A 15,300-nucleotide genomic window follows, 5' to 3' on the forward strand; every position below is an offset into this window, starting at 1 on the left:
CATTTCCCAAGCTCCTCTGTCAACGCACGGACGGTCTTGCGGTCGAGATTGTCGGGCTCCGGAGGGGAGCAGGCAGTGGCGGGATCAGCGCACCAGCGCAATCCCTCGGCCCCGGCGTCAGCGCCGGTGGCTTTTGCTGGGCTGACATGAGTCGCGCTTTTTCCAGCCGCCTTTGCCCCAACAGCGTCCAGCCCCGACGCTGATCCTCCGCCAGCGCCCGATAGAGGCGCAGTCGTATCGACTGCACCCGTTCGCGAAGCTCCGGCCGCAGATCGGCGCGCTGCTCCAGCGACAACAGGGGCAACAGAGCGGAATCGCCCAATGCGTTGAGATAGCAGAGATCGAGCGCCGCGCCCTGACCGCCGACCTCCCGCGCATGACGGACATTCCATTGCGCCGCAATCGCCCCCAGATCGACGAAGCAGACTATCGTCAGCACCAGTCCCACGGCCGCCAGATTGATGTTGATCAGCCAGGCCGCGCTTCGGTCATACAGCAGCCGCCAACAGATCGCTACCAGCCCGAACGCCACCAACGCCATCCAGACCAGCGCCGCGATGCGCAGGCGGGTCAGCGAATAGGCCTCGATATAATCCGCCGTCCGCAGCATTGCGGACGAGACGAGAAAAATATTCTGACCGATCCACAGCATCACCAGTTTGCGGATCGCGGGGTTCGACGCGGTTTCCGATCCGGGCCGCAACGTTACGAGGACGAACAAGGCCGCCAGCAGGGCCGTGGCGATCAGCGGATAGGCGCCGCGATGCGCATAGTCCGCCATGGTCATGCCTTCGGGCACCGGTGCCCAGCCCCAAAGCCAGGCAATGTCCATCAGGTTCTGGAGAATGAAGATCAGGTTGAAGAGGACCAGCGACAGCGTCACCGAAGCGACCGACACGCCCGGCAGGCGCCATTCGCCCCGTCCGTCAAAGGTCGGCAGCAGACGCCGCGGCAGACGCGGGCGCAACAGGCTCCAGACCATGATGAAGAGAAGTCCCCAGAACAGCAGCCGCACGATCAGTTCGGGCGACAGATCCGGCAGCAACAGCGACGAAAGGAAGCGCTCGATCAGCGGATTGGCCGTAGCGAACAGGCCGAGGATCACCCCGCTGCCAATGGCCGGGAGAGCGAGCACCGCCAAGGCGGCGTGAAGGCTCCAGCGACCGGCACGCCCCGCCGCCCTTATCTTCAGAATGCGTTTCAGATCGATCAGCGGGCCGAACGGCGCCCGCACAGCTTGCCACAGCAAGCGCTGCAACCAGCGCCATCCGTCATCGATGCGCGTCGTTGCCGGGATCAGCGCGGCCATGCCCGCCGCCGTCCAGAACAGGAGCCAGGCCAGCAGGCTCGCATCGTGAACCAGCGCCAGTCCGAACAGGCCCGCCGCAGCCACTGCCATCCACGCTCGCCGGTCGCGCCACACAGCCGGCCGCCCCGCAAGCAATGCGCCCAGCACGGCCAGCGTGAAAAGTCCCAGATATCCGCCGTAATAATGCCGCTGACAGAATAGCCAGTCACCGATCCAGACAATCAGGACGGCGGGCGCCAACTTCCATCGGAAGCGCGCGGTCAAGGGCAAGGCGGAAGCGTGCATCAACTATCTCCCCGAAATTTCGGGCAAGATGCGACGCGCCCAAGCAGATCGTCGGGTGCGGCCGGTCAATAGTTGGCGCAGATCCTGTGCAGAAGATGTGCAGGCCGCATCGGAAAGGGCGGAAAACCGTCGGTAACGCCCTGCGGCTTTCGCCGGCGGCTGGGCACGAGGCCCGGCAAGGCTCCATTCGTCGCTTGCCAGCCCCGTTTTGCCGCCTCTATTTTTCTCTCTACTGTTACAGTGGAGAAACAAGGATGCGCTCTCGCCTGGCAATCACCCTGGCCCTTTGCCCCAGCCTGATCCTCGCCGGATGCAGCCAGCCACCGAGCGGTCAGGCCTATAGCGAAGCGGCGAATGGCGCGGCCGCCCGAAACGATGGCGAACGCTATGACGGCCGCCCGGTCAGTCCGATCCATCAGGTGGCGGCCGAACCCGTGTCCACGTTCGCGGTCGATGTGGATACCGGTGCCTATGCCAATGTCCGGCGCATGTTGCTGGGCGGTCAGGTCGTCCCGGCCGACGCTGTGCGCACGGAGGAGATGATCAACTATTTCCGCTATGACTATCCCCTGCCCGACGACCGCTCCATCCCCTTCAGCGTGACGACGGACGTGTCGACCACGCCATGGAATCCCGGCACGCGCCTGCTGCGCATTGGCCTTCGTGGTTATGATGTCGCACGGGCAGAGCGACCGCCGGCCAATCTGGTCTTCATGGTCGATGTGTCGGGATCGATGCAGGATGCGGACAAGCTGCCCCTGGTCAAGCAAGCGCTTTCCATGCTTGCCGACAACCTGCGCCCCGAAGACAGTGTGTCGATCGTCACCTATGCGGGCTTTGTCGAAACGCTGGTCGAGGGCAGCCATCAACCGGCCGAGATCAAGGCGGCGCTGAGCGGACTTGATGCCTCCGGATCGACCGCGGGCGGCGCGGCGCTCGAACTGGCCTATGCGACCGCCCGCGCCCACTATATCGCCGGAGGCATCAACCGTATCATCATGGCGACCGACGGCGACTTCAATGTCGGCCTGACCGACCAGAAAAGTCTGGAAGAGATGGTGCGGCAAAACCGCGAAGACGGCATTACCCTCACCACGCTGGGTTTCGGCCAGGGCAATTACAATGACGCGATGATGGAAGCCGTGGCGGACCTCGGCAATGGCAACCATGCCTATATCGATAGCGCCATGGAGGCCCGGAAGGTGCTGGAAGAGGAGCTTTCCTCCACCCTCTTCGTCATCGCGAAAGACGTGAAGGTGCAGGTGGAATTCAACTCCGCCATGATCAGCCAATACCGCCTGATCGGCTATGAAAACCGCGCTCTTGCCGAAGCGGATTTCACCGACGACAGAGTCGATGCCGGCGAGATCGGCGCAGGGCATCAGGTGACGGCGCTCTATGAAATCGTCCCCAAAGGTGAGGAGGGATGGACCGCTCCGCGCAAATATGCCGTCAGCCCCGCGCCCGACGCGCAGGCGGGAAACATCAGCGAAATCGCCACGGTCCGCCTGCGCTACAAGTTGCCCGGGGGTAGCCGCAGCAGCCTGATCGAAAGGCCGATCCCGGCCACGCTGCTGGCCGGTGCGACAAGACCCGAAGGCGACATGGCCTTCGCCGTGGCGGTCGCGGCCTTCGGCCAAAAACTGCGCGGCGACACGCGGTTGGGCGACTTCCGCTATGCCGATATCCCACGTCTCGCCGGCGGCCAGAGCAATTATTGGCGCGAGGAATTCCTGCAACTCGTGCACCTCGCCCAAAGGGACGAAGGGCCGGGCTGAGTTGACGGCTCAACGCTTGGGCATTGCGGGCGCCGCCTCTGCTTTAGATGCGGGTCCGCAAGGTCACGCCATAAGTCCGCGGATCGCCCAGCGTGCCCGTGATCGCGCCCGTATTGGCGGCCGACAGGCTCTGGTAATAATCCTTGTTGAAGAGATTGCGACCCCAAAGCTGCAAATCGACGCGACCGTCGACCGCACGGATGCCGATACGGACATTGAGCAGGCTATAGCCGGCGATCAGTGAATAGCGCGAAAGGCTGGCCGTGGTATAATAGTTGGACCGATAGCTATAGTCTGCGCCCAGATATATCTCGGCATCATGACCCAGCGCCTTTCCGACCGGCGCCTTGCCTTCACCGCCAGCGGAAAAGGCCCATTTCGAAACGCCCGGCAGGCGCCGTCCCGACAGATCGCACAAGCTCTGGCCGATGATCTCGATCGGGCAGGGCGCAGTCGAATAGCTGACATATTGCGCATCGGTATAGGTGCCCGACCCGTATAGCGAGAGCCAGGGCGTCGGGTTGGCGCGCACATCCGCCTCGATGCCGCGGGTGCGTACCTTGCCGACATTGGTGAAGAAGGAGATGTTGTTGCGGTCGACGTCCACGATCGTCGTCTGATAATCGCTCACGTCCGTCCAGAACCCCGCCAGGTTCGCGCTGAGTTTGTCGGCCCACCAACTGGTCTTGAGCCCTACCTCATAGCTGTCGATGGTTTCGGGCTTGATCACCGGGTTGGCCGCATAGGGACCGGTCGTGGTGATGTTGGCCAGATTGAGGCCGCCGAATTTGTTGCCGCGGCCATAGGTGGCGTAAAGCAGCGCGTCGGGCGTCACCTTCCAGGACAGCGTCGCTTGCCCGGACAGACGGCCTTCCTTGGTGCGCGCTTCGTAGAAGTTGGCGGCACCGTAGCGGGCGCGGATGGAAAGGGCGGCCGCCTGCTGCGCGGCGGTCAGTCCGTCGAGGCTAGCGCCGGTCGCTTCCTGATCGAACCAGCCGCTCTTGGTCTCATAGGTGTAACGCAACCCCGTGGTCAGATCGACCGTCGGCGTGATGTGCCAGATCGTCTGTCCGAATGCGGCATAGCTGTTGGTGACGGGCTTCGAATGGCTGATGATGGTATAGCCGTTGAGGGCCGCGGCGCCGACGACCGGATCGACGCTGGGCGCCAGGAACCATGCCGCCGCATCCCGCCCATAGGCATTGAGCGCCTCGGCCTTGATCGATTGCCAAAGATAATAGACACCGGCGATATAATCGACCTTGCGCTCGCCTTCCGATGCAATGCGCAATTCCTGGCTGAACTGCTGCTGGTTGTTGCTCTGGTGGAAATCGGTACCGGCATCGAGCGGCGTGCTGTCCCCGTCATTGTGCGGATACCAGTCCCAGCGGCGCCAGGACGTGACCGATGTCAGCGTGTGGCCGGACAGGCTCAGATCGGCAATGGCGGAAACGCCACCCTGTTGCATCTTATAGCGCGGATTGCCGTCGACATCGACAATACGGTCGCCCGGCGCCGCTGTCACAGTCTCCAGCCCTAGTCTTGTTGCCCGATCGGTATAGTTGTTCGCGAAATTGGCGCCATTGTCATAGGTGCGGATCACGCCCGCCAGCACGGATGCTGCGGTCTGGGATTTCTGGAAACCATAGTCGCCGATGATACGGAGCCTGAAATTCTCGGTCGGCGTAAACAGCAATTGTCCGCGCAGGCCGAAATCATGATAGTCCTGCGTCTTGCTGTCGTCATAGCGGTTGGTGACATAGCCGTCCCGATCCGTTTTCGATACGTACAGACGCGCTGCAAGCACGTCGTCGACCAACGCACCGCTCGCATAGGCGTGGAACTGGCGGAAGTCATAATTGCCATAGGTGACGTCGCCACCGAATTCCGGATCGAAAGTCGGCGATTTTGTCGTGATCACGACCGCGCCGGCAGATGTGTTTTTGCCGAACAGCGTTCCCTGGGGTCCACGCAATACTTCGATCCGTTCGATATCGGCAAGGTCGAATACCGCCTGACCCGGACGCGCCAGATAGACCTGATCCATATAGACGCCAACGGCCGGTTCAAGGCCGTCATTATAGACCGAGACATTGTTGCCCAGTCCACGAATATTGATGCTGGTATTGCGGGGATTGGTGACAGTCACCACCAGACTGGGGCTGAGCGCCTGAAGATCGCGCAGATTATAGGTGCGGGTCGCGGCCAGTTGCTCCCCGCCATAGCTGTTGGCGGCAACGGGCACGTCCTGGATCTTCTCGTTGCGCCGGCGCGCGGTGATGATGATCTCGCGCCCGCCGCCGTCCGGCGCATCCAGCGCCGCATCTTCCGGCGCTGGGGTCGCAGCAGCAGCCTCTGCTGCCTGCGCTGGAGCCATGGCGCTTGCCGCTGCCACGGCTGCGAGCACGACAAGAGATGTGGAATGAAGCGGCGCGGTCATGAGGCCCCCTTTCTGGCGACTGACAAGGTTGAGTCTTTCTCAATGGAGCGAGTAGAGAATTGGCTGGACTTTTGGCGAGACATTTTTTCTATCAATGAAGTAGACAATTGATTGTTTCGAATCCGTTTCCCGCTCGCTTAGGCCGTGGCTGTCATTCGGAATCGGATCAGGAGATGGGCGAGTGAATAAGAAATTGAAATTGTTAATGTTTCTTGCCGGAACTATGTTGTCGAACACGATCCCGGCGCAGGCCCAGACCGCCGCGGACACCCACGCCGTCCCGACTGTGCCCGCTTCGACGACGCATCAGCCCAATTTCCTGCTGATCGTGGCGGACGATCTGGGCTGGTCCGATCTCGGTTCTTTCGGCGGGGAAATCCAGACGCCCAATCTGGACGCGATCGCCTCGTCCGGCGTCCGGTTCACCGGCTTCCACACCGCGCCTACCTGTTCACCGACCCGCTCGATGCTGTTGAGCGGGGTCGACAATCACCAGGCGGGCCTGGGCAGCATGGCCGAAGTGCTACAGCCCGATCAGATCGGCCAGCCCGGCTATGAAGGCTATCTCAACGACCGTGTCGCCTCGATCGCCGAATTGCTGCACCAGGGCGGCTACCGAACCTTGATGTCGGGCAAATGGCATCTTGGCCTGACGCCGGAACGCGGCCCGGCCGCGCGCGGCTTCGAACGATCCTATGCCCTGCTCCAGGGACTGGGCAATCATTTCGGCGCTGACCAGAACAAGGCATGGAAAGCGATCGACGCGGCGCCCACCTATCGCGATAATGGCAAGCTCGTCGCCTATCCCAAGGGGCGCTTCTCGGCGGACTATTTCACCGATCGGCTGATCGGCTTCCTCGAAGAAGGCGCCGGGGACCAACGCCCCTTCTTCGCCTATCTGCCCTATTCGACACCGCACTGGCCGCTTCAGGCGCCATCGGAGGTGATCGCCAAATATAAGGGGCGTTACGACGCCGGCTATGAAGCGCTGCGGGAGGCCCGGCTCAACCGGCAGAAGGAACTGGGACTGGTCCCGGCAAATCTTGCCCCGCATGACTGGCAGGATGTAAAGCCCTGGGCGTCGCTGACGCCGGAGGAAAAGGCGATCGAGTCGCGCAAGATGGAGGTTTATGCGGCGATGGTCGATCGGATGGACCAGAATGTCGGCCGCGTGGTCGAGACGCTCAAGAAGCTCGGCAAATATGAGGACACGGTCATTCTTTTCCTTTCCGACAACGGGCCGGAGGGCAATGTCATCGACGCCCCTCATCAGGCCGTTCCGAACCCGGAAGGCAAGGCCAGGCTGCACATAGACAACAGCCTCGGCAATATCGGCAAGGCGACATCCTATGTCGGCTACGGACCCGGCTGGGCGCAGGCCAATAGTTCGCCCTCATGGCTGGTGAAAAGCTATCCCACAGAAGGGGGCACGCGCGTCACCGCCTTTGCAGCCGGCCCCGGAGTCGCCGGCGGGCGGATCGCCACCGGCTTCCTCGGCGTGACCGATGTCGCGCCGACATTGCTCGATCTGGCAGGCCTCAAACAGCCGGCAACCTTCGCCGGCCACGCCATCCTGCCCTTCCAGGGCCATAGCCTGCGGCCAGTGCTGAGCGGCGAGGCGGCGGAGATACGTCAGCCTACGGAAGCGGTCGGAACGGAGCTTTTCTACCGGCGCGCGCTGCGCAAGGGGGACTGGAAGGCCGTCTACCTGCCCACATCGGCCAGCACATACTCGCGCAAAAGCTACGGCACGGACGCATGGCAGCTGTTCAATGTCGCCCAGGACCCGGCGGAAGCCCATGACCTGGCGGCAAGCGAACCGGCAAAGCTCCAGGAACTGGTCGAGGACTGGACCCGCTATGCGAAGGACAAGGGGGTGGTCGTGCCGACCGAAAACGGCGCAAAGAAATAGTCTATGGGAAGGCTCGGCCCAATGATCATCAGGCCGAGCCGCTTATATCAAAAGATCGCGGCCTTCACCCCGAGCAGGAAGCGCGGGCCATAATATTCGACCTGCAACGGCCGTCCCTTGTTGCCCAGATAATAATGCAGCTTCTGGTTAGTGAGGTTGCTCGCCTCACCGAACAAAGTGACCGACGGGGTCAACTGCCAGTTCACCGTCAGGTCCAGGCTGGTATAGGCGCCATAATAGCTGTCGCTGGCGGCGTCCGCGCCATATTCCTCGATGAACGCGCCCTTATAGTTCATGGCTAGACGGCTGGAGAAGCGGCCGTCGTCATAATAAAGCGCGACATTGGCAAGGTTGTTCGCCTGGCGCGGCACCCGCACTTCGCGACCGTCCGGCAGGGTGAAGTTGGAGCGGATCAGCGTGTAGTTCGCGTTGACCCCCAGATTCGACAGCAGCCCCGGCAGGAAGGTCAGGCGGCGTTGCAGGTTGAATTCGAAACCATAGAGATCGCCCGATGCGCCGTTGGCCGGCGTCAGGAAGGCGACGCCATCGATGCCGCGATAGGTGCCGATGCGGCGGGAATCATAGATGGGATCGCTGATCCGCTTGTAGAAGGCGCCTGCCGAAATGACGCCGTCATTGCCGAAATAATGTTCGAACAGCAGATCGGCGTTCCAGGCATAGGTCGGCTTCAGGTCCGGGTTGCCGCCCTGAAATTCCAGATCCGCTTCGCTGAACGCTCCGCCCGGCGCCAGGTCGCCGAAGTCGGGCCGCGCGAAGCTGCGGGTGATGGCCGCGCGCAGGTTTGTGTCGCCATCGAACCGATAGGTCAGGTGCAACGAAGGCAGGACCGACAGATAATCGTTCGAACGGCGCTCCTTTTCCAGCGCGCCGTTGATCAGCACCTGTCCCGCCACCGTGGTCTTGGTGTGTTCCAGGCGAATGCCGCCCAGCAGCGTCACGGCATCGCTGGGGTTCCAGGTTGCCATGACATAGCCGGCGGTCTGCTTTTCATAGAGGCGAAAGGTGCGACCCAGCGCGCCGCCATTTTCCGCCGTCGCCGACCCCGCCGCATCCAGCACCAGATTGCCGCGATTGGCGATATACCAGTCCACCAGATCCTTTTCCGACACGACCTGCGAAAACTGCGCGCTATATTGGGAGCCGATCGCCAGCTCGTCCAGATATTGTCCGCGCCCCGGCTGGTTCATCAGCGGGAAGTCCGCCAGCGTCGGCACCGGCCCCGCCGCCGGGTTCCATGTGTAAAACAGATCCTCAAAAAAGGCGTCGCGCAGCTTGTCGCGATATTTGGCGCCGGCCTTGAAGGTCAGCGTGTCGCTGGCGGGCAGCGTGACATTGCCCTCCAGCACGATTCGGTCGGTTTCCTTCACCCGGATCTTGTAAAGTTCGACATTGGCGAGCCGCGTCAACGACGGGTCCATCTGGAAGGAGGAGGGCAGATGGTTGCTGATCGCGTTGGCCGGATCGGTTCCGCCATCGATCTCATTATAGGCAAGATTGCCCGATCCGCGATTTTCCAGCCCCTGATAGCCGACATTGCGCTGGTCGAAGCGGACCACGAAATAGCTGTTGTCGCGTCCATCGGGCGTGTCGCCATAGTGGAAGAGATTTTCGTAACGCGAAGCCTTCCAATCGAACTTCGCGCCGCCCGACCCAAGCATGTGAACGCCGCCTACTTCGCCGCCCGACAATTCGGTGATGAGGGTGTTGAAGATATTCTGCACCTCGACCCGGTTGGAGGCGAAGTTCAGACGGTGCTTGTAATGCGTCTCGTCATCCTTGAGCGAGCCATAGATGCCGCGCGCATAGAGCTTGCCACCATCGTCGAATGCATATTCCATGGCGCCGTTGAGGCCGATCGTCTCGCGCACGCCGGTATAGTCGCGCAGTTCCAGACGGGTGATGCCGATACCGTCGCCGCCACGGCGCGGTTCATAATTGTCGGTCGCCCAATGGCGCTTATAATAGGTGCCCGACAGCACGAAGCCGAACTTGCCGTCGCCCAGGCGATCGCCATAGAGCGCGCTGGCAAGAAAGCCCGCCTTGTCGGCTTTTTCCGAATAATTGCCGCCCGCCGTCAGTTGCAGCGTGCGCTTGTCCGGCGCGGTCTTGGTTATGAAATTGACCGATCCGCCGATCGCATCCCCCTCCATGTCGGGCGTGATCGCCTTGGCGACGACGACCTGCTCGATCAGTTCCGATGGGAAGAAGTCGAAAGCGGTCGCGCGGCTGGTCGTCTCCTCCTCGGCGGTCGGCAGGCGGTTGCCGTTGATGAGGGTCGAGTTCCATTGCGACGGCAGGCCGCGCACCGCGACAAAGCGTCCTTCACCCTGGTCGCGCTCGATGGCGACACCGGGCAGGCGCTGCACGGCTTCGGCGGCATTGCGGTCCGGCAGGCGGCCGATGCCGTCGGACGTCAGGACATTGACGATGTTGTCGGCCTTGCGCTGCGCCTCGATCGACTTCATCTCGCCCGAGACGATCGTTCCAGTGACGATGATGTCGCTGGACGCGGCGTCCGGCGTCGGAGCCGTTTCCGCCTGTGCAGCGGTTACAAAGACAAGTGTGCCAATGCTGACTGCGGACTGAAGAACGAACCTGGTCATGATGTCACCCCTCGATTGATAGCGCCGCCTTTTTTGCGCGGCCGGATCATGACGAATGCATTGCCATGACATGCTGCGATGCCTCCAATTCATTGAGTGCATTGCAGCAATAGACGTGAATATAGAAAAGCAGGACGAACTTCGCCTCGCACAGCCGGGCCGTGCGAGGCGAAATTCGTCAACGTTGATCGGTTTTCGACGTCTTATCTGCCTCCGCTCAGTCTCTTGGTAAAATAGGCGATGGAGGCTGTCGCCATGACCAGGCAGAGTCCTGCCCCGGCATAGGCAAGCGCAATGAAGAAGTGCAGCCAGTCCATCGTGACGCCGGGCATGTTGCGCAGCAGCGTCAGCAGGACGCTACCGCCATAGCCCGAAGCATCCGCGACATAGATCAGGAATCCAGCGGTTCCGGCGCGACGGCTTGCCGCCACCAGACGGTCGAACAGCATCGCGTTGAACGGCGTATAGCCGAGATAGAGGCCAAGGCCTGACAGGATCATCCAGTTCAGCGGCGACAGCCAGCCGATCTGGAAGGCCAATGTCGACAGGCCGATCAGCGCCGCGCCCGCGAGCACGATGGCATGGATCACGATCAACGCGCGCATATTATCGCGGATGAAGACCAAGCTGGCGAGGATCACCAGCGTCACGAGCGCGATCGGCGCCTCGCTGGCGGTGAAGACGCTCGACACACCCGCATAGCCCAGGTCGGCCCAGATCTCCGCGGCGAAATTGTCGCGGAAATCGCGGATCGCGGTGAAAAGCATATAGGCGAGCACAAGGAAGGCGACGCCGGGACCATAGTGGCGCAGGAAAGCGCGGCGCGCCTCCGCCGGCATGGGCGGCCGGGCCATGCGCTCGGCCTGCTCCTCCGGCGTCGGCGGCGGCAGTTGCGCGAGGCCCACGACCGCGACGATCAGCAGGGGCATGAAAATAATGCCGGTCGCGGCGGGCATCCAATATTCACCCACACCCATGTCGGTCATCAGCCAGAGGCCGACCGATTTCACCATGCCCGACGATATGATGAAGCTGGCGCACAGGATCGCCGCGACCACTTCGCTGGTGCGCCGCCCTTCGACATAGCCGAAGACCAGCCCCCAGATCATGCCCAGCGGCAGGCCGTTTAGGAACAGGGCCGCGACCTTCCAGTTGGGCGGCACCACGGCGAAGAGCAGGAGCGCGATCCAGGAAGCGGCGATCAGGCCGATGATCGCCACGCCGCGCCGAGACGCCGCCATTTCGGACACGACCTTGACGCCGATAAACTTGGAGAGCGCATAACCCGCAACCTGGGCGATCACGAGCGCGATCTTGAAATCGATCACCCCTTCCCAGCCCGGCGCGTCAGCATAGGTCGCCGCCGTGAAGGGCTTGCGGAAGGCATACATGGAAAAATAGGCAGCGAAGGCGACAAGACCACCATAAAGCGCGAACAGCGCCGGATGCGCCTGCGCCAGACGCTCCGTCAGCGTCCGACCATGGGGCACGCGCTCCGCCACCAACGCGGTCACGCCGGCTGGCCGATCAGCGTGCGGGTGGCGGCGGCGCCGGGCTGCTGCCTCTTGGCCATCGCTTCCTCTATCGACCGGATGGCAATGCAAAGATCGGCGACACTTTCGATCACGAAATCGGCGCCCGCATCGGCAAAGGCAGCGATAACCGACGCCATGCGCGTCATCCGTTCCTCCGCCGACAGCGCCATGAAGTCGTCATAGGCCATGCCGACGCCATTGCCCGATCCGGCAACGGCGATGGTCCACAAGCCTGCATTGCGCCCGGCGATGATGCCGACCGGCGCATCGTCCACGGCCACGCAGCATCCCGCGGGCCAGGCGGAAAGCGCTGCCATCGCCTGCCACAGCATCAGCGGCGCCGGCCGCCCCATCGCGGTTTCCCCGGCGCAGACGATCGCGGCGGGCGTATAGCCCTGCTCGGCCGCGGCGGGGATGATGTCCGCCATCATCGCGCGGGTATAACCCGTGGTCGACCCGACCTTGATCCCCTTGTGCCGTAATGCCGAGGCAGCCGTCGCTGCGCCGGGGATGAGATCGCGGCACAGCGCGGCGCTGGCTGCCATTGCCGGTTCCAGCTCGACCATCAGCGCGTCGACATCCGCCTCGCTCCATGCGCCGCCCTTCACCGACCGCCAGCGTTCCGCCATCGCGTCTTCGGACAGGATGGCGACGACATGCTCCCGCTTGGCCATGCCCATATAGCGGCGGATAATCATTTCGTCGGCCGGAACGCCAGCCTTCTCGAAAACCTGCTCCATCGCCATGACCGGCGCGCGGGAGCCGAAATCGATCATCGTGCCTGCCCAATCGAACAGCACCGCGACAATATCCGACATCATGCAATCTCCTTGATCGGGGCGTTGAGCGCCGCGCCGACCACCCGTTCGCCAATGGCAAAGGCGCTGGACATGCCAGCGCCGCATGTCACGGAGGTGACATGGACACCGGGCGCGGCTTCGTGGGTGAACCAATTCTGTTTGGACGAGGAGGCATAGACACCGATCCAGCGTTCGACGACTGGTGGCGGCACGCCCAGCACCGCGCGGAACTCGTCCAGCATCAATGCGTCTATCCGTTCATGGTGGAAGGGGTCGGGCGTATCGCCATAGTCATGGCTGTCGCCGACGACGAGCGACCCGTCGCCGGACTGAACAGCAATCAAATGGACGCCCGCGTCAATCTGCGCGGATTGTTCCGCCTGCAATTGAGCGGCGAGCGCCGTCGCCTGCGGCAGTGCGGTATAGCCTTCATAGCGTGCTAGGCCAAGGTCGCTCATCACCGGCCGCGCGAGACGATAGCCGGGCGGAGCGAGGCGCAGCATCTGAAGCTTGCAGCGCGTAACGTCATGGGCAGCCATGACATCGGGGAACAGCGCGTTGAGGTCCTCGCCCGGACAAACGAAGGTCGCCTCCGCCCGATAAGCTCCGTTACTGGTAGTGATGCGTCCCTGTTCGCAGCCGGTCACGCTTGCCGGCGGCGCGAAGGTAACGCCCATGTCCCGCTCCAGCCAGGCGGCTATCCTGGGCACCGCCTCCCGCGCCTCGACGCGCAGTTCATGCGGGCTGATCAGTGCAGCTTCGCAACGGGCGAAAGGCGTTTCGGGGTCCAACATCCGAAGCTGCGTGTCGGTCAGCAGGTTGCAGCCCTCCCCCATTTCCGTCTGGAGAAACGCATCCAGCACGGCGACCGCCGCCTGGCGCCGCACCGGCAGCACCAATCCCGTCTGCTCGACGGCAATGCCCGCGCGCGGCGCGACCTGCGCCCATATCTCCCGCGTCCGGCGGGCGAGCGGCCACATGCCATGACGCTCCTGCCCAGTCACGGTGACGAAACCGAAATTGCGGATGCTTGCGCCGGTAGCGCGCGCATTGCGGTCGATCACGACCACGCGCTTGCCCGCCCGTGCTGCCGCCAGCGCATGAGCGAGGCCCACTATGCCGCGCCCGACCACCGCAACGTCAAATTCTCGGTTCATGCTGCCCTTGCCTGCCTGTGACCAACTGTCGCAATCCTGCGTCACGGGCGGTTTGGGCCGAACGGCCGATCAAGGCCAATGCATATGAGGCATAGCGACCATAGACGCACGGGCCAGGGTTGCGGCGCGAACTCAGGTCCGCGCCGCATACCGATCAGTTATCGATGCGTGCCGTCTTGTCGAAGCGCGCGCGGAAGTCGGTCAGGTCGATGGCGAACTCATCACCCTTCACGAAGGTCGCATCGTCCATCTTGGGTTGCTCAACGGGCCGATACCAGGCGGCATAGTCCGGCGTTTCGCTGCTCAGCTTTTTATAGTGGGTGGAATAGGTGCGGATCTTCACCGCCGGCGTCGCCGCGCCCATGTCGAAGGTCATGAGGCGCAGCCAGCCATCGCCGATGCCCTCGCCCTGTTGCAGCTTCACGCCTGCATCCTTGGCGGTCTGGCCGCGGGCCTGATAGTCGGACAGGATCTGATAGACTTTGTGTCCATAGCGGTTGTCGTCGGCGCGGAAGGCCTGGGCATGTTCGTGACCGCACAGCAGCATGAAAATCTGGTCGTGCTGGCTCAGAAACTTGTCCCACACCATCTGCGGGTTGTTATCTTCCGGGTCGACGGCGGCATTGTCGATCATCGGATTGGCGATCCGCGCGCCGCTGGTGTCCAGATAGTCATGGGTCGATACGATCGTCGGGAGGCCCGGATATTTCTTGATGACCGATGCCGCCCAGGCGAGCGAGGCGTTGGGCGCGTCGAACTGAAGGCCGATGTGCAGGAATTTATAGCCGCCCGCGGTGAAGATCTGCGCGCTGTCCGCCCCGTCGTCATGGCTGGCGACATACCAGCTCTTGCCCTTGAAGAAGTCCGACTGGTCGGAAAAGACCGACTTGAAGTTGGTGAGGCCGCCTGCGTGCAACATTCCCAGGCTCGACATATCCTTGAACTGCGCAGCGGGTGGATGGTTGGCGTCGGTCCACATCGCGTCATAATCGTGATTGCCGGGCACGACGGAGAATGGCACCTTCCCCGCGATCATCTCATAACCCTTGCGCGCCATCGGCATTTCGACCGTCTTCACCTTGGGCGTCGGAGCGAAGTGCGTGTCCATGATGGGATTGGCCACGCGCTTGAACCCGCGCGCCGCATGGGCGGGGTCGATCGGCAGCGTCTGGTGCTGCCACACATCGCCCAGCGCCGTCACGAAGGCGATGTCCCCGCCCGCACTTTCCAGATTGGCGGCGATATAGGCCATCTGGTCCAGAAACTGCTGGCTGGCGTCGAAGGCGAAGCCCTCCGCCTTCTGATGGGTATAGTCTATATAATTCTGCGTGTCGGGAATGACCGCGATGGTGAAGCTGTCGTCGGCCGCCAGCGCGGGAACGGCCAGCGAAGCAAGGGCGCAGCCCAAGAGCGCACGACGCGCGAGTGTCTTGATGGAAGTCATGCAGCGTCTCCTGTTG

The 15,300-nt window shown here is 62.7% G+C and carries 9 protein-coding genes; 2 read left to right on the top strand and 7 right to left on the bottom strand.

Going from position 1 to position 15,300, the window contains the following annotated elements:
• Positions 1-19: 19 nt before the first annotated feature.
• Positions 20-1,594: a DUF4153 domain-containing protein gene (locus AC58EF_RS08900; protein WP_497275705.1), complete on the bottom strand. Its 1,575-nt coding sequence runs from the start codon at positions 1,592-1,594 to the stop codon at positions 20-22.
• A 254-nt stretch (positions 1,595-1,848) separates the two neighbouring features.
• Between AC58EF_RS08900 and AC58EF_RS08905 the strand changes: the two genes are divergently transcribed.
• Positions 1,849-3,372, top strand: coding sequence for a vWA domain-containing protein (locus AC58EF_RS08905; protein WP_497275707.1), 1,524 nt, complete (start codon positions 1,849-1,851; stop codon positions 3,370-3,372).
• A 43-nt stretch (positions 3,373-3,415) separates the two neighbouring features.
• Here AC58EF_RS08905 and AC58EF_RS08910 read toward each other — a convergent pair whose 3' ends face one another.
• On the bottom strand, positions 3,416-5,812 hold the full coding sequence (locus tag AC58EF_RS08910; RefSeq protein ID WP_497275708.1) for a TonB-dependent receptor: 2,397 nt from the start codon (positions 5,810-5,812) through the stop codon (positions 3,416-3,418).
• Positions 5,813-6,035: 223 nt separating this feature from the next.
• Here AC58EF_RS08910 and AC58EF_RS08915 point away from each other — a divergent pair, with 223 nt between their 5' ends.
• A complete protein-coding gene (locus tag AC58EF_RS08915; RefSeq protein WP_497275710.1) occupies positions 6,036-7,724 on the top strand; it encodes an arylsulfatase in 1,689 nt (562 codons plus the stop codon).
• A gap of 47 nt (positions 7,725-7,771) precedes the next feature.
• On the opposite strand, the gene AC58EF_RS08920 is transcribed toward AC58EF_RS08915, so the two are convergent.
• From AC58EF_RS08920 to AC58EF_RS08940, 5 genes are all read right to left on the bottom strand, one after another.
• Positions 7,772-10,348 carry a TonB-dependent receptor gene (locus AC58EF_RS08920; protein WP_497275711.1) on the bottom strand — a complete coding sequence of 859 codons (2,577 nt, stop codon included), beginning with the start codon at positions 10,346-10,348 and terminating at the stop codon, positions 7,772-7,774.
• Between the two features lie 203 nt (positions 10,349-10,551).
• Positions 10,552-11,862 (bottom strand): DUF5690 family protein, encoded by a 1,311-nt coding sequence (locus tag AC58EF_RS08925; RefSeq protein ID WP_497275713.1) that lies wholly within the window; start codon positions 11,860-11,862, stop codon positions 10,552-10,554.
• Positions 11,859-12,704: a phosphonoacetaldehyde hydrolase gene (gene phnX, locus AC58EF_RS08930; protein ID WP_497275715.1), complete on the bottom strand. Its 846-nt coding sequence runs from the start codon at positions 12,702-12,704 to the stop codon at positions 11,859-11,861. The genes AC58EF_RS08925 and phnX overlap by 4 nt, the downstream gene beginning before the upstream one ends.
• Positions 12,701-13,840, bottom strand: coding sequence for a TIGR03364 family FAD-dependent oxidoreductase (locus AC58EF_RS08935; RefSeq protein WP_497275716.1), 1,140 nt, complete (start codon positions 13,838-13,840; stop codon positions 12,701-12,703). The genes phnX and AC58EF_RS08935 overlap by 4 nt, the downstream gene beginning before the upstream one ends.
• Positions 13,841-13,994: 154 nt before the next feature.
• On the bottom strand, positions 13,995-15,284 hold the full coding sequence (locus AC58EF_RS08940; protein WP_497275718.1) for a metallophosphoesterase: 1,290 nt from the start codon (positions 15,282-15,284) through the stop codon (positions 13,995-13,997).
• Positions 15,285-15,300 lie beyond the last annotated feature (16 nt).

This window comes from Sphingobium sp. WR1 (assembly GCF_059693745.1).